Origin of the sequence: Streptomyces sp. Ac-502 (assembly GCF_045222935.1) — a bacterium.
Lineage (GTDB): Bacteria > Actinomycetota > Actinomycetes > Streptomycetales > Streptomycetaceae > Streptomyces > Streptomyces monomycini.
Window position 1 is genome coordinate 8,135,986 of the sequence record NZ_JBHFFO010000001.1, and the last position, 17,215, is coordinate 8,153,200.

A 17,215-nucleotide genomic window follows, 5' to 3' on the forward strand; every position below is an offset into this window, starting at 1 on the left:
ATGACCCCCGCCCTGCGGGTGCTGCGCGGCTGCCTGCACCTGATGGTGGCCGCCCTGCTGGCGCTCGCCGCCGTGCGGGCCGTCGCCGACCACAGCCCGGACGCTCCGGCCGTCGTCGGCGCCGCCGTCCTGCTGCTCGCCGTGTACGCCGTCGGCCCCACCCTGCCGCCGGTCCGCACCTCCACGGCCGCGGCGGTGCTCTGGCTCACCGCCGTCATGGCGGTGTGGGCCGTGCTGCTCGCCCTCACGCCCCTCGGCGTCTGGCTCGCCTTCCCGCTCTTCTTCGTGCAGCTGCACCTGCTCCCGCTGCGCTGGGCGCTGCCCGCCGTCCTGGTCACCACCCTCGTCGCGATCGGCGGGTTCGGCTGGCACACCCGTACGCTCACCGTCGGTACGGTCGTCGGCCCCGCGCTGGGCGCGGCGGTCGCCGTCGCCGTCGTCCTCGGCTACCAGGCCCTCTACCGGGAGAGCGAGCAGCGCCGCCGCCTCATCGAGGAGCTGACCGCCGCCCGCAGCGAGCTGGCGGCCGCCGAGCACGCCGCCGGAGTGCTCGCCGAGCGGGAGCGGCTCGCCCGCGAGATCCACGACACCCTCGCGCAGGGACTCTCCAGCATCCAGCTGCTGCTGCGGGCCGCGGAACGGGCGATGGAGCAGCGGCCGGACGGTGGCGCCGCGCTCGGCCACGTCCAGCAGGCCCGGCAGGCCGCTGTCGACAACCTCGCCGAGGCCCGCCGTTTCGTCCGGGCGCTCAGCCCGCCCGACCTGGAGGCCGGGTCGCTGCCCGCCGCCCTGGAGCGGCTGTGCGTCACCACCGCGCGCTCCTCCGGCCTGCCCGTGCACTGCCAGGTCTCCGGGGCGCCCGTCGAACTGCCCACCCCGCACGAGGTCGCGCTGCTGCGCATCGCGCAGTCCGCCCTGGCCAACGCCGTCCAGCACGCGCACGCCGGCCGGGCCGAGCTGACCCTCTCCTACATGGACACCGAAGTCGCCCTCGACGTGGTGGACGACGGTACGGGGTTCGCGCCCGACGCGGTGCCGTCCCCGGGCTCCGGCGCCGCCGAAGGCACCGGGTTCGGGCTGGCCGCGATGCGCGCCCGCGCCCGCGCGCTGCGCGGCACGCTGGCCGTGGAGTCGGCGCCCGGCGAGGGCACGGCGGTCGCCGTCACCCTGCCGTACCCGGAACCGGCCGTCCCCCGGGCCCCGGCCGCCGCCCCTTCCCCCGCCCCGGGCGCCCCTCCCACCCCCGGCACCCCTCCCGACCCCGAACAGGCCACCGCGTGACCCACCGCCCCGAGACCGGCCCCCGCCCCGCCGCCATCGGCCTCCTCCTCGCCGACGACCACCCGGTCGTGCGGGCCGGACTGCGCGCCGTCCTGGAGACCGAGCCGGACTTCGAGGTCGTCGCGGACGTCCCCACGGCCGAGGAGGCCGTCGAACGGGCCGCCCGGCCGGACGTCGACGTCGTCCTGATGGACCTCCAGTTCGGCGGCCGGATGCTCGGCTCGCAGGCCACCGCCGCGATCACCGCCCGTGCGGACGCCCCGCGGGTCCTCGTCCTGACCACGTACGACACCGACGCCGACATCCTCGCCGCCATCGAGGCCGGTGCCACCGGCTACCTCCTCAAGGACGCGCCGCCCGAGGAGCTGGCCGCGGCCGTCCGTACCGCGGCGGCCGGCAAGTCCGCCCTCGCGCCGACCATCGCCCTGCGCCTGATGGACCGGATGCGCGCGCCCGCCACGGCCCTCTCCCGGCGCGAGACGGAGGTGCTGCAACTCGTCGCCGACGGCCTGTCCAACGCCCGGATCAGCAAGCAGCTCTTCCTCAGCCAGGCCACCGTCAAGTCCCACCTGGTGCACATCTACGCCAAGCTGGGCGTCGACTCCCGTACGTCGGCGGTCGCCGCGGCCACCGCGCGCGGGCTGATCCGCCGCTGATCCGCCCCGGCCCGGTGCCGCGGGCCCGCCCGGCGCGGGACTGTCGGTGCCGGGTGCGAGAATCGTGCCCGTACGGACCGCAGAGACCGGCGGACCGTAGAGACCGACGAGCAGGAGACTGACGCATGGCACCGTCCCCGGGCATCCCCGACGCGATGGACCGACCGCACTTCATCGGCATCGGCGGCGCCGGGATGTCCGGCATTGCGAAGATCCTCGCGCAGCGCGGCGCCCGGGTCGCGGGCAGTGACGCCAAGGAGTCGGCCACCGTCCGCGCCCTGCGCGACGCGGGCGCCACGGTCCACCTCGGCCACGCCGCCGCCCACCTCGCCGAGGACGCCACCAGCGTCGTCGTCTCCTCCGCGATCCGCGACGACAACCCGGAGCTGGCCGCCGCCCGGGAGCGCGGCATCCCCGTCGTGCACCGCTCCGACGCGCTCGCCGCCCTGATGGAGGGCCTGCGCCCGATCGCCGTGGCCGGCACCCACGGCAAGACGACCACCACCTCCATGCTGGCCGTCTCCCTCGGCTCGCTGGGCCTGTCCCCGTCGTATGCCATCGGCGGCGACCTGGACGCCCCCGGCTCCAACGCCGAGCACGGCAGCGGCGAGATCTTCGTGGCCGAGGCGGACGAGAGCGACCGCAGCTTCCACAAGTACGCGCCCGAGGTCGCCATCGTCCTCAACGTGGAGCTGGACCACCACGCCAACTACGCCTCGATGGACGAGATCTACGAGTCCTTCGAGACCTTCGCCGCGCGTATCCGCCCCGGCGGCACCCTCGTCGTCTCCGCCGACCACCCCGGCGCCCGCGAGCTGACCGCCCGCCTCTCCGGCCGCCTGGACATCGAGATCGTCACCTACGGCGAGGCCGAGGACGCCGACGTTCGGGTCCACAAGATCAACCAGCGGGGGCTGACCAGCGAGGTCACCGTCGTCCTCGCGAACGGCAAGGTCCTGACCTTCACCGTCTCCGTGCCCGGCCGGCACTACGCGCTGAACGCCGTCGCGGCCCTCGCCGCCGGCACCGCGCTCGGCCTCCCGCCGCACAACCTGGCCTCCGCGCTCGGCACGTACACCGGTGTGAAGCGCCGTCTCCAGCTCCAGGGCGAGGCGGCCGGCGTGCAGGTCATCGACTCCTACGCGCACCACCCCACCGAGATGACCGCCGACCTGGAGGCCATCCGCGGCGCCGCCACCGGCTCCCGGGTCCTGGTCGTCTTCCAGCCGCACCTCTTCTCCCGCACCCAGGAGCTGGGCAAGGAGATGGGCGAGGCGCTCACCCTCGCCGACGCCTCCGTCGTGCTGGACATCTACCCGGCCCGCGAGGACCCGATCCCGGGCGTCACCAGCGCCCTGATCATCGAAGCGGCCCAGGCGAAGGGAGCCCGGGTTGCCGCCGAATCCGACATGTCCGCGGTCCCCGAGGTGGTCGCAGGAATGGCGGAGCCCGGCGACCTTGTTCTCACCATGGGCGCGGGCGACGTGACCGAACTCGGCCCGCAGATCCTCGCGCGCCTGCAGAGCCGATAGGAAGCAGAGGGACTCATGCCGTACGAGATCGACAAGCCGGACGAGCAGTGGCGCGCCGAGCTGACCCCGCAGGAGTACCAGGTCCTGCGCCAGGGCGGCACGGAGCCCGCGTTCGTCGGTGAGTACACCGACACGAAGACGGCGGGCGTCTACTCCTGTCGCGCCTGCGGTGCCGAACTGTTCCGTTCGGAGACCAAGTTCGAGAGCCACTGCGGCTGGCCGTCCTTCTACGACCCGAAGGACAGCGACGCCGTGGAGCTCCTCCAGGACCGCTCGCACGGCATGGTCCGCACGGAGGTCCGCTGCGCCCGCTGCGGCTCCCACCTCGGCCATGTCTTCGAGGGCGAGGGCTACCCGACCCCGACCGACCAGCGGTACTGCATCAACTCCATCTCGGTGCGGCTGGCGCCGGACGGCAGCTGACCACGGTGCCGCCGGGCCCGGCGCGGAGCCGGCCCGGCGGCGGTGCCGCTCGTACCCGCCTCGTCGCCCCCGTCAGAACTGCGGCGCCCGCGCCACCGCGGGCAGGATCTGCACCAGCTGCCCCGGAGCCGCCTTGCGGCGACGCCACTCGCGCGGGTAGCCCAGGGACACCTCCACATGCGGGACACCGTCCACCTCGATGGTGCGCGGAATGTGCAGATGGCCGTAGACGACACTGGCGGCGCGGAAGCGGCGCGGCCAGTCGGCGGTGGCCTCGGTGCCGCACCACAGGGCGAATTCCGGGTGCCACAGCGGCGCGGTGGGCTCGCGGACGATCGGCCAGTGGTTGACCAGCACCGTGGGCAGGTCCTCGGGAATCTCGGCGAGCCGCGCCTCGGTGGCGGCCACGCGGGCCCGGCACCACGCCTCCCGGGTCGGGTACGGGTCCGGGTGCAGGAAGAACTCGTCCGTGCAGACCACCCCGGCCGCCTCCGCGACCGCCAGCGCCGCCTCCTTGGTGTGGGTGCCGGCCGGGCGGAAGGTGTAGTCGTACAGGGCGAAGAGCGGGGCGATCACGACCGGGCCGCCCTCGCCCTCCCAGACCGGATAGGGGTCCTCGGGCGTCAGCACGCCCAACTCTCGGCAGATCTCCACCAGGTGCTCGTAGCGTTGGACTCCGCGCAGCTGTACGGGGTCGTTGGACGGGGTCCACAGCTCGTGGTTGCCGGGCACCCAGATCACCTTGGCGAAACGGCTGCTGAGCACGGTCAGCGTCCAGCGGATGTCCGCGACGTACTCGCCGATGTCCCCGGCCACCAGCAGCCAGTCGGCGTCCGAGCCGGGCCGCAGCCGGTCGGTGATCGCGCGGTTCTCCTGGTAGCGGATGTGCAGGTCGCTGATGGCCATCAGCCTGCCGGGCGCGGCCTTTTCCCGGTCGGCCTCGGCGGTGCGGTCTCCTTCGGAGCATGGGATCTGCATGACCTGACGGTAGGCCAGGCGGCCGGGGCGTGGACATGTCGGGGGGTGGGCTGTTGGACACATCCGGGGGCGAAGGCGGTCGTCAGGGCCGCTCGAAGCCGGTCGTCAGGGCTTGCGGAGGCATCGGCCCTCGGTGTCACCCGGCTCCGGACGTCAGGACCACCCGGCGGCCCCGGGCCTCAGGACCACCCGGCGGCTCCGGACCTCAGGGCCCCCGGCGGCTGCGGCCGTCAGGACAGCCCGGCCCGTTCGTCAGGACGGCCCCGCACCCCCTGCGGGATCTCGCCCCCGCGTCGGATGCGAGTGGCCAGCCACAGGTCGAAACGGTCGTCGGGGTCGTCGAGGCGGCGCCCGGTCAGCTCCATCGCCTTGTCGAGCCGGTTGCGTACGGTGTGCCGGTGCACGCCGAGGCGGCGGCTGGTCGCGTCCCACGCGCCGCCGGTCTCCAGCCAGGCCGCGAGCGTCGTCAGCAGCTCCTCGCCGTGGTCGGCCAGGTCGAGCGGGCCGAGTACGGCGTCGGCGTAACCGTGCAGCGTACGGCGGTCGCCGAGGCCCAGGAGGAGTCGGCTGGCCGCGCTCTGCCGGGCCTCCTCGGGCACCCCGCTCGCCCGGCTGACGCCGAGCAGCCCCGCCGCCTGCCGCAGCGAGACCCGTACCGCGTCCGGCGGGGCGAGCGGGCCGATGCCCGCCGGACAGCGCGGCGCGAACCGGCCGAGGACGTCGCGCACGTCCAGCCCCGCGCCCACCACGGCCTCGACGAGCCCGCTCGCCGCCACCCGGACCAGGCCGCCGGGCACGGCCAGCGCCAGGTCGGCGGCGATGTCGTGCGGGCCGCTGTCCGCCGGACCGTCGGCCGGGGGCTCGACGACGACACCGCGCACCCGGTCGTCGTGGAGCCCGGCGGCGGCCAGGATGTCCTGAGCCCGGCCCGCCGGTCCCTCCTCGTCGGACAGCAGCTCCGCGAGCAGGGCCGACCTGCGGCGCCGCTCCGGCTCGTCCATCAGATGGCGGCGCTCCAGCTCCAGCGAGAGCAGCGAGACCAGGCCGGGGACCACGGCACGGGCCGCCGCGTCCGGGCTGCCGGTGAGCAGCAGCAGACCGCGCAGCCGCCGGGCGCCGAGCGGCTGCACCTCCATCCGGCAGCCGCCTGCCGTACTGGACGCGCTGCCGCGCAGACCGCGTGCGGCGACCCGTTCGACCAGGTCACGTGCGGCGGCCGGGGACGGGGGCCGCTGACCGCCGCCGGTGGCGAGCAGCCGCCCGAGCGGATCGAGCACCGCCGCGCCGACGCCGGTGGCGGCGGTCCATTCCTCCAGCATCGGTTGCAGTCCGCTGTCCGTGGCCGCCGCGGTCAGCCGCCGCTGCGTCACGAACGCCCGGTGCAGCACCGCTTGCTGCTCGTCGGCGCGCGCGTCGAACACGGCCTTGGTGACGGCGATGAACGGCACTTCGTCGGGGACCGTGAGCAGCGGCAGGCCCGCCTCGCGCGCCGCGTCGACCAGCGGCGCAGGGGCTTCCTGGTACGGGAGCCCGGTGCCCAGGCCGAGCGCGAGGCAGGCGGCTCCGCCCTCGGTCACGTCGCGGACATACGCCCGGCAGGCCGCCGGTTCCATGGGCAGCACCAGGCCGATCGTCATCAGCAGCTCGCCGCCCTGCAGCCACTTGCCCGGATGCAGCAGGTCGGAGACGGTCGCTGCTTCGACGGCGCGGTCCAGCAGTCCGGCCGGGACGTCGTAGGTCACCGACAGGTTCAGCTCGGGGCGGGCGAGGAGGTCGGCGATACGCAAGGGCATGGACGCAGTGTCTAACAGGTGGACCGGTGATGGACAGGCGGGCCAGCAGAGCCGTCGGCCTGACGGCCCCGACCGCCACCAGATGTCCGCCGCCCCGTTTGCGGGCCAGCCCACCCCGGTACCCGCTGACCGAGGGCGGATCACCTCCCATTTGGCATGTTTTTGCCCGGTTGCGACCGGGGATGCGAAAAGAAGACCACAAAGGGAACACCCCTTCGTACGCAAGACGAGCGCAAAGGATGAACGGCCATGCAGGTGGCGTTTCTCGTAGCACCCGAAGGCATCGAGCAGGTCGAGCTGACCGAACCGTGGCAGGCGGTGATCGACGCGGGCGGCACCCCGAAGCTCGTCTCCACCGAGTCCGGCCGGGTCCAGGCGTTCAACCATCTGGACAAGGCGGACACCTTCCCCGTCGACCAGACCGTGGACCAGGCCCAGGTCGGCGACTTCGACGGACTCGTACTGCCCGGCGGCGTCGCCAACCCGGACGCGCTGCGGATGAACGAGAAGGCCGTGGCGTTCGCCCGCGGCTTCTTCGACGCGGGCAAGCCGGTGGCGGCGATCTGCCACGCGCCGTGGACGCTGATCGAGGCGGACGTGGTGCGCGACCGCACGCTGACGTCCTGGCCCAGCCTGCGCACGGACGTCGAGAACGCCGGCGGCACCTGGGTGGACGAGCAGGTCAAGGTCTGCACCGGCGGCCCCAACAAGCTCATCACCAGCCGCAAGCCGGACGACCTGAAGGCATTCTGCGAGACGTTCGTGGCGGAGTTCAAGCGCTGATCCCCGTACGGCGGGGATCAGGAGAACAGGGGGCAGGTCACTCCTCCCGCGACAGCACCACGGCCGACTCGGGCGGCAGTCTCAGGACGCCGCCCGGGCCGGCCGTCACCGCGTCCGCGTCCGGCCACGCCGCGAGCACCCGCTCCCGCGCGCTCCCGCCCGGCACCTCCGCCGTGCCGGCACCGTCCCCGCCGAGGTGCACCACCACCCGCACCGGACCGCGCCGCAGGGACAGCCAGCGGGCCGCCTCGTCGTACGTGACCTCGGTGCGCGTCAGATCCGGATCGGTGAGCGACGGGTGGGCGGCGCGTACCGCGAGCAGGGTGCGGTACCAGGCCAGCAGCGCGGCGTGCGGCGCGCGCTCCGGCTCCGACCAGTCCAGGCAGGAACGGTCCCGCGTCGCCGGGTCCTGCGGGTCGGGGATGTCCGACTCCCGCCAGCCGTGCGCGGCGAACTCGCGGCGACGCCCGTCGCGTACCGCCGCGGCCAGTTCCGGATCCGTGTGATCGGTGAAGAACTGCCACGGCGTACGGGCCGCCCACTCCTCACCCATGAACAGCATCGGCGTGAACGGGGAGCACAGCACCAGCGCGGCCCCGCAGGCGACGAGTCCGGGGAGAGGCCGGCGGCCTGCCGGTCCCCGAGTGCCCGGTTGCCGATCTGGTCGTGCGTCTGGGTGTAGGCCAGCAGGCGGTGGGCCGGGGTGGCGCGCCGGTCCAGCGGGCTGCCGTGCCGGCGGCCGCGGAAGCTGGAATACGTACCGTCGTGGAAGAAGCCGCCGGTCAGCGTCTTGGCGAGGGCGGCGAGCGGCGCGCGGGCGAAGTCGGCGTAGTAGCCCTGGGACTCGCCGGTCAGCGCGGCGTGCAGGCTGTGGTGGAAGTCGTCGTTCCACTGGGCGTGCAGGCCGTGGCCGCCGTGTGCGCGCGGCGCGGTGGTGCGCGGGTCGTTGAGGTCCGACTCGGCGATGAGGAACAGCGGGCGGCGCAGGTGTGTGGCGAGCGCGTCGACGGCGGCGGACAGGTCGGCCAGGAAATGGCGGGCGCGGGTGTCGATCAGAGCGTGGACGGCATCGAGGCGCAGGCCGTCGATCCGGTAGTCCCGTAGCCAGGCCAGCGCGCTCTCGATGAAGTACGCACGGACCTCGTCCGACCCGGGCGCGTCGAGATTGACGGCCGCGCCCCACGGTGTGTGATGCGTCTCCGTGAAGTACGGCCCGAAGGCGGGCAGATGGTTGCCGGACGGGCCGAGATGGTTGTGCACGACGTCCAGGACGACGCCCAAGCCGTGCCCGTGCGCCGCGTCGACCAGCCGCTTGAGGCCGTCCGGGCCCCCGTACGGCTCGTGCACGGCCCAGGGGGCGACCCCTCGTACCCCCAGCCGTGTGTGCCGGGGAACGGGCAGACCGGCATCAGCGAGAGGTGGGTGATGCCCAGCTCGGCGAGGTGCGGCAGGCGTTCGACGGCCGCGTCGAACGTGCCGGCGCCGGTGAACGTCCCCGGGTGCAGCTCGTAGAGGACCGCGCCCGGCAGGGGCCGGCCGGGCCAGTCGTGCCGCCAGGCGAACCGGTCGTGCTCGACCACCGCGCTCGGCCCGTCCGGCCCGTCGGGCAGCCGGGCCGAGCGCGGGTCGGGCAGGAGCGGTCCGTCGTCGAGACGGAAGCCGTAACGGTCGCCGTGGCGGGCCGGTACGTCGGCCCGCCACCAGCCCGCACGGCCGGGATCGCGCTCCATGGGCACGTGCTCGGCGGGGACCCGCCCCGTGCGGACGTGCCCCGTCGCCGCGGCGTGCCCCGTCGTGAGGGCGTGCCCCGTCGTGAGGGCGTGCCCCGTCGTGAGGGCGAGATCTTCCCCTTCCGTCCCTCCGGCGTCCCGGTCGCGGGGCGTCACGAAATGCAGCGCGACCCGTCCGGCGTTCGGTGCCCACACCTCGAACAGCACGGCTCTCCTCCTTCGTCCGCCTGGCGGACGAAAAGGCCCCGCCCGCTCAGACGAAGAATGCACGCTCCTGCGTCATCGGGTAGCCCGCCTTGGCGAAAGCCGCCGCCATCGGGACGTTCGGCTGGTCCGTTTCGCCGATGATCTTTTCCGCGCCGTGCCGCGCGAGGTGGCGGGTGCAGTCGGCCAGCAGGTCGTAGCCGTACCCCCGGCCGCGGTGCTCCGGTACGACGCCGATGAACCCGATGACCGGCGACTGGAGGTTTCGGGCGGGCACATGCAGCCCTACGGGCTCGCCGCCCCGCCCGGGTTCGGCCGTCCAGGCGACCCGCCACCAGTCACGCGGCGACGGGCACCAGCGGAAGAAGTCCAGTTCCTCCTGGGCGGCCTGCTCGACGCCGCCCTCGGCGATCGCCTGCTGGGCATGGGCGTCCAGCGAACCGGTCTCGACCCGCCGCAGAATGTCCAGGAACACCCCGTCGTCCGGCTCGGGCCGGAACACCAGCCGTCCCGGGGGCTCCGGCAGACCGCACTCGGGCGTCCAGGTGTAGCGGAACCGTTCGACCAGCGGTACGAGACCGGCCGCGGCCGCCACGTCCGTACGGGCGCGGGCGGCATCCCGCACCGCCGGCTGCTCCCGCCAGCCCGGCGGCAGTTGCAGCACGTACTCGGCGTGCAGGGGCGCGGTGCGCAGCAGCCGGACGGCGGCGTCCGACGCGCCCGGCGCGAAGTCCAGCCAGTCCAGGGCGACCGGCCGGGCGTCCTCCGGCCCGGCCCACCAAGCGGCCCGGGCCACCACCACACCGTCGCGCAACGCGACCCACGTCCACTCGGGGCGGTACTGGCCGCCCTGGGCGCGCGTCGCGTAGCGGCGCCCGAAGGGCGGATGGCCGACGAGATGGGCAGTGGGGTCGTCCAGCGTGTCGAACAGATACGCGTCGCTCTCGGTGAGCGCGCGGATGACCAACTCGGTCATGAGGTCCTCTCGGAAGGCAGTCGATGCGCCCCCGACAGGCCGGGATCAGCCCGGAACGGCCCGACGGACGGGGCGGGAGCGCGGGTAGGGGTACTTCGGCACGGCGCTCGCCTCCTTTCCTCGTCCAGGGCCGGCGCAGAGCGTAGCCCGGACCTCCGGCGCCGCGCCACGGATTTCCGGCAGGCCCGCCCGCCCTCCGACGGGTTCCGCCCCGGCCACCCACCAGGCCCCACCCCGCTCCGCCCGGCTGGACACCGGCGCGCGGGCACCGGACAATCTCCGGCATGACATCGCTGGAGTTCCCGGCCCGACCGGCGCGCCCGTCGGAAGCCGACCGGGAACGCGCCTTGGAACTGCTGCGCGAGGGCGCGGCGCAAGGCAGGCTGTCCCAGGACACCTTCCTGCGGCGGCTGGAGCTGGTGCTCACCGCCCGTCAGCACGCCGAACTCGCCGCGGCCACCGCCGACCTGGCCTCCCGCGGCCGGGTCGAGGGCGCCGTGCTGCGCGCGGTGGGCAAGATGTCCTCGTTCAACATCATGGTCCGCAGGGCGTGGCGCCGCGAGCGACTGCCGAAACTGCTGCTCCCCGCGCCGGACCCGTTCCCCCTCCGCATAGGACGCGCCCCCGGCTCGGGCCTGCGCCTGAACCACGACACGGTCTCGCGCGCCCACGCCGAACTGCGCAGCGCGGACGGCGGCTGGATCCTGCGCGACCTCGGCTCCACCAACGGCACCTGCGTCAACGGCCGTCGGGTGGTGGGAGAGGTACTGGTCCGCCCCGGCGACCACGTGGCGTTCGGCCGTGTCGACTACGTCCTCACGGAGGGGTAGCCGCCGGGGCCGCCGGGGCCCGGATCACGATGGTGCCCAGGGTGAGTACCGCGGCGTCGCAATGCCAGGCATCGCGACGCCGCGGAGACAGCCCACGTCGGCAGCGCCCTAGATGTACTGATCGGAGACGTTAGTCAATCGTGAGAAGGGCGGCTGGTTGCCGCAGGACGTGTGGGGCCGATGCTGGTTGTAGTGGTGTAGCCACGTCTTGAGTGCGTCCCGTCGCTCTTGTTCTGACTGGTAGCAGCGGGCATAAGCCCAGCCGTCGGCCATTGTTCGATGGAAGCGCTCCACCTTGCCATTCGTCTGCGGTCGGTAAGGGCGTGTGCGCTTCGGCGTGATGGCCAGGGCCTCGCAGGTGTCGCGCCAGAGGAAGGACCGGTACGCGCCTCCGTTGTCCGACAGAATGCGCTCGATGGTAACGCCGTGTTCGGCGAACCACGCCACTGCTCGATGCAGCACCCCGACGGCGGTGATGGCGGTCTCGTCGTTGTGGACCTCGGTGTATGCGACGCGTGAGTGGTCGTCGATGATCGTGTGCATGAAGGCGTAGCCGAGTTTCGGGTTGCCCCACTTGCCCTTCAGCTTGTCGGGAGTGGCCGAGCGGTTCTTCTCGCCTTGCCGTCGCCCGACGTAGCGCCATCCACCGCCGTCAGGGATGTTCTCGAATTTCTGTCGACGCGGCGATGCCGAGTCGTGTCGCGAGTTGAACTGGGCCCTCTCTCAATCGCCTCCGCAAGCTGACGCATCGCATCGATACTGCCTTGGGCGTCTTCTTCGGCGAGGTCTTCGGTCGGGACGAGCGGTCTTGCATTGACTCGCCAGCAAGGTGGCGGTCGACCCAGCGCTTCACGGTGGGCCAGGAGACCTGGAAACGGGCCGCAACTTCGCTGATTGGCCAGCCGTCGTCAACGACGAGTCGCGCGACTTTCAGACGGTGGCGCGGGGTGAGGGCAGCGTTCGGATGTGACATGTCTGAGCTCCTGGACAAGCTGAAGGGCCGGCCATCGTGTGTGGCCGGCCCTTCGAGAACGAACATAGTGGGTAAGGTTCGTGCAGCTCAGTCCACCGGGGAGACCCGGATGAGGTTGCCGTCGGGGTCCGTGATCACGAACGTGCGGCCGAAGACAGCGTCGTACGGCTCCTCCACGACATGGACTCCCTTCGAGACCCAACTCGTGAAGATCTCGTCAACTGCGGACGCTGCTCCCGGCACCATCAGCCCGACTTCGCTCGTGCGAGGGGTGCTCGGGACCGCGTGTTCGCTGCCCCCCGTCCACAACGCGAACAGGACGCCGGGGGCTACCTCGAAAGCCACATAGTGGGGACTGGTGAAGGTCGGTTCGATCTCGAACAGGTCGCTGTAGAAGGCCGTAGCGGCCTCGGCGTCGCGGACGTAGATCAGGAACAGGTTGGGTGCGGGCATAGAGCGCTCCTCAGATCGTTGAATTCTCGGTACCGCTCCAGTTGATCGCCTAATCGCGACAGAACCTGTCACCTTTTCTGCAAACATTGGTCAGCATGAAGGCTTCGAGGCTGTTGCACCTCTTGCTGCTCCTGCAGACCCGTCAGCGCATCACCACCACCGAGCTCGCCGAGCGTCTGGAGGTGTCCAGGCGGACTGTGCTGCGGGATGTCGAGGCGCTCTCTACAGCAGGTGTGCCTGTTTATGCCGAACGCGGGCGGAACGGTGGGATCGTTCTGCTCCCCGGTGCACGGCTCAACGCATCCCATCTGGAACCACCAGAGCTGGAGGTCCTCTCCGTGGCTGGTTTGGACAGCGCGCAACTTGAGCGCATGGGCCTGTCTGCGGTGCAGGAGTCGGCCGCGCGCAAGATCGCCGCCCGCCAGGCCGCAGCACCTGAGTCGCCGAGCCTGCTGCGACTGGCGGACCTGGTACTGGTGGACAGCAACGCGTGGCTTGCTGACTCAAAGCCAGCGGTGGACGTGTCGGATCTAGCCTCGGCCCTGCGACACCGACGCCGGCTGCGAATCCAGTACCGGCGCAGCGCCGAGAAACAGGCCTCGACGCGGGTGGTCGACCCGTACGGGATCGTGGCGAAATCAGGCCGCTGGTATCTCATCGCCGACGACCAGGGGACCGGTCGGCTGTTCGCTCTGGAACGACTCTCGGCCTACGAACAACTCGACGCGCCAGCTGTTCTCCGACCAGATGAGACCCTCCGCACCAGGTGGGCTGCGTTGAAGGAACGCACCGAGAGGCCAGGTCGCGTGAGCGTGACCGTCCGTCTGCCAGAAAATGGCCTCGACCTGGCACGGCGCATCCTCGGCACCCGCATCCACGATGTCTCCGACACGGAAAACGGCTGGTGCACCATCGTCGTCCGCTACCCCGACATCGAGTCAGTGCGTCAGCTCCTCCAGTTCGGCGACCACATCGAGATACTCACCCCAGAGACAGCCCGCAAACGCATCAGCCAGCTTGCCAAGGACCTGGCTGAAAGACACTCGGCCCCAGCCTCGTGACTGCTAAGTGGCACGCCCTGCTCTCGATCAATGTCCCCGGTCGGTACAACTAGATGTGTCGACCTAGTACTGCAACGGTGCTTGCCGTGACTGGTGGCCAGGATCAGGGGCTGTGCCCGCGTTGCTTGTAGTGACTGTTGCGGGCTTGGTGCTGGCGCCGTCGACGCCAGTGTGACCAGTACAGGATGTGCTCGGCCGGTGCCGGCCGGCGGTGGGTGAGTCGGTAGATCAGACGCCGGATTTCGGCAAGACTGAGGTGGATGAGCTGGGAGGATCCGTTTCTGCTTTCTCCGCATCCAGCTCACGGGCCCGCAGGACAGTCAGGCAGGCGTGGGCGGCCATGGCCAACGTCATGTGGCGGTGCCAGCCCGGGTAGCGGCGGACCTGGTAGTCGTCCAGCCCGCACTCCTGCTTCGCGCTCTGAAAACATTCCTCCACCGCCCATCGGCTCCCGGCGACGCGGATCAGCTCGTCGAGAGTGGTGCCGGCGGGGCAGTAGGCGATGTAGTAGGAGATTTCCTCGGGCCGGCTGACGCTGCGACGGGCGATCACCCAGTGCTGACGGTCCTCGCGGTGCCAGGGCCGCACCTCAACGCGGGCCCAGTCGAAGATCCGCCGTCCGTGGGCCCCCTCGCCGCAGGAGCGGCGTTTCCACTTCTGCCGCGGCAGGCCGGGGAACAGGTCGTGGACGGGGTGGTCGATGGCCCAGCGGGTGACGACGGTGTCGTGCCGGGTGGTGGCCATGACGTGAAAGACATCGGCCTGCTCGAGCTCGAAGCGCCAGCCCTTGCTGAAGCCGTAAGCGGCATCGGCCGTCACCCACCGAAACGGGAGCCGGTCGGCGATGGCCCGGCGGATCATCTCCTTGGCCATGGCCACCTTCGTCTCGAAGGCGACACTGTCGCCGATGCCCGCCCGCCGGCATCGCTCACGGTCATCCGTCCACGACGCGGGCAGATACAACCGCCGGTCGATCAACGTGCGTCCGCGGCCCGTCGCGTAGGCGAGGAAGACCCCGATCTGGGAGTTCTCGGTGCGTCCCGCGGTGCCGGAGTACTGCCGCTGGACCCCGGCCGAGCGGACGCCCTTCTTCAGGAAACCGGTGTCATCGACGATGAGCACGGCGTCCCGGTCGCCGAGGTGTTCCACGACGTAGTCACGTACGTCGCCCAGGACCTCGTCAGCATCCCACTCGATGCGGTTCAGCAGCCGGTGGATGCGATCGGGGCCGCCATAACCAGCCTCCTCCGCCAGCGTCCAGCCGTTCTTCCGCTCCAGCGGCGAGATCAGCCCGCGCATATAGGCCAGCGCCGACTGGCGCGGCTCCTCCCGGCTGAAGCGGTGCACGAACCGCCCATGCACCGCTTCAAGCTCACCCGCCCACAACCTGACATCAGCAAGGCCCCCACCCATAACCAGACCAACGACCCAACTGGCCACCAGTCACGGCAAGCACCGTTGCAGTACTAGCCCCTGTCGTACGACGACCCCCGCGGCACCGGCCGGTCGCCCTCCGGCCCCGACGGCTGGGACCACCAAGTGCCCTCGCCACGGGTGAGGCCCGGCAGTCGCCGCTCGGCGTCGTGGAGCCGGCGGGCCGGCAGAGTGCCGGTGAGGAGCCAACGGCCGCCGGCGGCCGAGGTGTCGTCGAAGTCCGCGCCCAGGGGCGCGAGATGCGCGGTGACCGGGGCGATGGTGTCCAGTGGCACCTCCGCCTCGAAGGAGTGGCACGGTTCGTACACCCGCGTACCGGCCCGGCGCAGCGCACGCGCCAGGACGACCGGCGTGACCCCGCGGAAGTCCCCGGCCGTACTGACCGGACCCACGAAACCGGAACGGGTCAGCACGACCCGGCAGTCCGTGACCGCCCAGCCCCGCGGCCCGTCGCGCAGGGACGCGTACACCGTGTCCTCCACCGCCTGGTGGAAACCGTGCGGCAGCGCGCCCAGTTCGGTCTCGTACGCGAAGCGCGGGCCGGAGCCGCGGGGGCCGGGCTCGACGCGCAGCCCGACCGTCGCCCACCAGCCGACGTGGTCGCGTCCGGTGATCTCCTCGTACGCCTCGCCGGTGCCCAGGAGCCGTTCCACGCACACCACCCGGCTCGGTGCGAAGTCCGCCACGATGCCGTGGTCCTGGCGGAGCGTGGCCGCGATGATCTCCTTCTGGACCTCTCCGTAGAGGAGGACCGAGGTGGCGCCGGAGGCGGCCGGCCGGGCGTGGATGAGCGGATCCTGCTCCGCCAGCCCCAGCAGCGCGGCACGCAGCCGGGCGGCTTCCGCCGGGCGCCGGGCGCGCACCACGGTCTCCAGGGTCGGCCGGGAGAACAGCGCCTCGCCGTCCTCCCGGTGCGTGCCGGGAGCTTCGCCGCCCAGCCGGTCGCCGACCCGTACGCCGGGCAGGCCGCGCAGCACCGCGATGTTCCCGGCCGTCAGCAGCGCCTGGTCACCCGGCGGGCGGCCTACGACCTCCAGCGCGGTGATCCGTCCGTCGACGCGGACGGCCGTGCCGTCCGGTTCCCGGCGGTGCAGACTGACGGGCCGCCGCGGCCGCACCTCGCCCTCGTAGAGCCGCAGGTAGGCACTTTTGCCACCGCCGGGCTCGCGCTGGACGGCGAAGACCGTGCCACGCGGCGGGGCACCGGCGGCACCGGGTGGGGGCGGCGGGATCAACCGGGTCATACCGTCGATGAGCGCGCCGACGCCCTGTCCGCCGATCGCCGACCCGAAGTACAGCGGGTGCACCGAGCCGTCGGCGGTACGGGCGGCCAGCGCGGCCAGCAGTTCCTCGGGGCTCGGCGGCGGGCCGTCCACCGCGCGGGCGAGGATGGTGTCGTCGGCGTCGGCGAGGAGTTCGGTCAGCCGGGCGCGTACGGCGGGCACGTGCGCGCGAAGCGGCGTCGTCCGCGCGCCCGGGGTGCCCGCGCCGCGTACGGCTGCCATCGGGACGACGTGCGGCGCCAGGGTGCGGCGGATGTCCGCCACGAGCGCTTCGGTCCGCGCGCCGGCCCGGTCGATCTTGTTGACGAACAGCAGGGTGGGCAGCCGCAGCCGCCGCAGCGTCTTCATCAGGACACGCGTACGCGCCTGTACGCCCTCGACGGCGGACAGGAGCAGCACGGCACCGTCCAGTACGCCCAGGGCACGCTCGACCTCGGCGATGAAGTCGGAGTGCCCCGGCGTGTCGATCAGATTGACCTGGACGTCACCCGCGGTGAAGGAGGCGACCGCGGACCGGATCGTGATACCGCGTTCGCGCTCGATGGCCCCGGTGTCGGTCCGGGTGTCCCCGGCGTCCACACTGCCGAGCCGCTCGATGGCGCCGGTCGCGTACAGCAGCCGCTCGGTCAGGCTGGTCTTACCCGCGTCGACGTGGGCCAGAATGCCGATGTTCAAGGTGTGCATGGGTGGTCGAAACCTCGAGAACTGTCGTCCGGTAAGGGCGCTGAGTAGTTCCGAGGCTTCGGCGCATTCCGTTGCTCCTGGCTGAGGTGGGGCGCGTGCGGGGTGTCCGTACGCCGGGGTGCGACTCGTACGCGGGGGCGC

At 72.2% G+C, this 17,215-nt stretch carries 13 protein-coding genes and 2 pseudogenes; 7 read left to right on the plus strand and 8 right to left on the minus strand.

The genetic code is table 11. The features are described from left to right. The 4 genes from ACEXOX_RS36945 (at nucleotide 1) to msrB (ending at nucleotide 3,892) form a co-directional block, all read left to right on the plus strand. Nucleotides 1-1,281: a sensor histidine kinase gene (locus ACEXOX_RS36945; protein ID WP_406525173.1), complete on the plus strand. Its 1,281-nt coding sequence runs from the start codon at nucleotides 1-3 to the stop codon at nucleotides 1,279-1,281. Continuing rightward, nucleotides 1,278-1,937 carry a response regulator gene (locus tag ACEXOX_RS36950; RefSeq protein WP_406525174.1) on the plus strand — a complete coding sequence of 220 codons (660 nt, stop codon included), beginning with the start codon at nucleotides 1,278-1,280 and terminating at the stop codon, nucleotides 1,935-1,937. Before ACEXOX_RS36945 ends, ACEXOX_RS36950 begins: the two co-directional genes overlap by 4 nt. Before the next feature lie 125 nt (nucleotides 1,938-2,062). Further along, on the plus strand, nucleotides 2,063-3,469 hold the full coding sequence (gene murC / locus ACEXOX_RS36955; protein ID WP_406525175.1) for a UDP-N-acetylmuramate--L-alanine ligase: 1,407 nt from the start codon (nucleotides 2,063-2,065) through the stop codon (nucleotides 3,467-3,469). A 15-nt stretch (nucleotides 3,470-3,484) separates the two neighbouring features. After that, nucleotides 3,485-3,892: a peptide-methionine (R)-S-oxide reductase MsrB gene (msrB, locus tag ACEXOX_RS36960; RefSeq protein ID WP_030024422.1), complete on the plus strand. Its 408-nt coding sequence runs from the start codon at nucleotides 3,485-3,487 to the stop codon at nucleotides 3,890-3,892. 72 nt (nucleotides 3,893-3,964) lie between these two features. On the opposite strand, the gene ACEXOX_RS36965 is transcribed toward msrB, so the two are convergent. Both ACEXOX_RS36965 and ACEXOX_RS36970 read right to left on the minus strand, forming a co-directional pair. After that, complete coding sequence (locus ACEXOX_RS36965) at nucleotides 3,965-4,870, minus strand: metallophosphoesterase family protein (RefSeq protein ID WP_406525176.1); 906 nt, start codon at nucleotides 4,868-4,870, stop codon at nucleotides 3,965-3,967. A 230-nt stretch (nucleotides 4,871-5,100) separates the two neighbouring features. Continuing rightward, nucleotides 5,101-6,663 (minus strand): PucR family transcriptional regulator, encoded by a 1,563-nt coding sequence (locus tag ACEXOX_RS36970; RefSeq protein ID WP_406525177.1) that lies wholly within the window; start codon nucleotides 6,661-6,663, stop codon nucleotides 5,101-5,103. Between the two features lie 249 nt (nucleotides 6,664-6,912). Here ACEXOX_RS36970 and ACEXOX_RS36975 point away from each other — a divergent pair, with 249 nt between their 5' ends. After that, on the plus strand, nucleotides 6,913-7,446 hold the full coding sequence (locus ACEXOX_RS36975) for a type 1 glutamine amidotransferase domain-containing protein (RefSeq protein WP_406525178.1): 534 nt from the start codon (nucleotides 6,913-6,915) through the stop codon (nucleotides 7,444-7,446). A 37-nt stretch (nucleotides 7,447-7,483) separates the two neighbouring features. On the opposite strand, the pseudogene treZ reads toward ACEXOX_RS36975, so the two are convergent. After that, nucleotides 7,484-9,383 (minus strand): annotated as a pseudogene (treZ, locus tag ACEXOX_RS36980) (malto-oligosyltrehalose trehalohydrolase). A 46-nt stretch (nucleotides 9,384-9,429) separates the two neighbouring features. Continuing rightward, on the minus strand, nucleotides 9,430-10,356 hold the full coding sequence (locus ACEXOX_RS36985) for a GNAT family N-acetyltransferase (RefSeq protein WP_406525179.1): 927 nt from the start codon (nucleotides 10,354-10,356) through the stop codon (nucleotides 9,430-9,432). Nucleotides 10,357-10,640: 284 nt separating this feature from the next. On the opposite strand from ACEXOX_RS36985, the gene ACEXOX_RS36990 reads away from it, so the two are divergent. Further along, nucleotides 10,641-11,186 carry an FHA domain-containing protein gene (locus ACEXOX_RS36990; RefSeq protein ID WP_406525180.1) on the plus strand — a complete coding sequence of 182 codons (546 nt, stop codon included), beginning with the start codon at nucleotides 10,641-10,643 and terminating at the stop codon, nucleotides 11,184-11,186. Between the two features lie 108 nt (nucleotides 11,187-11,294). On the opposite strand, the pseudogene ACEXOX_RS36995 reads toward ACEXOX_RS36990, so the two are convergent. Together ACEXOX_RS36995 and ACEXOX_RS37000 are read right to left on the minus strand one after the other, a co-directional pair. Then, a pseudogene (locus ACEXOX_RS36995) lies at nucleotides 11,295-12,159 on the minus strand (integrase core domain-containing protein). A gap of 87 nt (nucleotides 12,160-12,246) precedes the next feature. Next, nucleotides 12,247-12,612 carry a VOC family protein gene (locus tag ACEXOX_RS37000; protein WP_262036924.1) on the minus strand — a complete coding sequence of 122 codons (366 nt, stop codon included), beginning with the start codon at nucleotides 12,610-12,612 and terminating at the stop codon, nucleotides 12,247-12,249. Between the two features lie 95 nt (nucleotides 12,613-12,707). Here ACEXOX_RS37000 and ACEXOX_RS37005 point away from each other — a divergent pair, with 95 nt between their 5' ends. Further along, nucleotides 12,708-13,673 (plus strand): helix-turn-helix transcriptional regulator, encoded by a 966-nt coding sequence (locus ACEXOX_RS37005; protein ID WP_406525181.1) that lies wholly within the window; start codon nucleotides 12,708-12,710, stop codon nucleotides 13,671-13,673. A gap of 228 nt (nucleotides 13,674-13,901) precedes the next feature. On the opposite strand, the gene ACEXOX_RS37010 is transcribed toward ACEXOX_RS37005, so the two are convergent. Both ACEXOX_RS37010 and otr(A) read right to left on the minus strand, forming a co-directional pair. Continuing rightward, nucleotides 13,902-15,086 (minus strand): IS701 family transposase, encoded by a 1,185-nt coding sequence (locus tag ACEXOX_RS37010; RefSeq protein ID WP_406518361.1) that lies wholly within the window; start codon nucleotides 15,084-15,086, stop codon nucleotides 13,902-13,904. A 53-nt stretch (nucleotides 15,087-15,139) separates the two neighbouring features. Further along, entirely contained in the window at nucleotides 15,140-17,074 is a 1,935-nt protein-coding gene (otr(A), locus tag ACEXOX_RS37015; protein WP_406525182.1) for a tetracycline resistance ribosomal protection protein Otr(A), read from the minus strand. Between the last annotated feature and the right edge of the window lie 141 nt (nucleotides 17,075-17,215).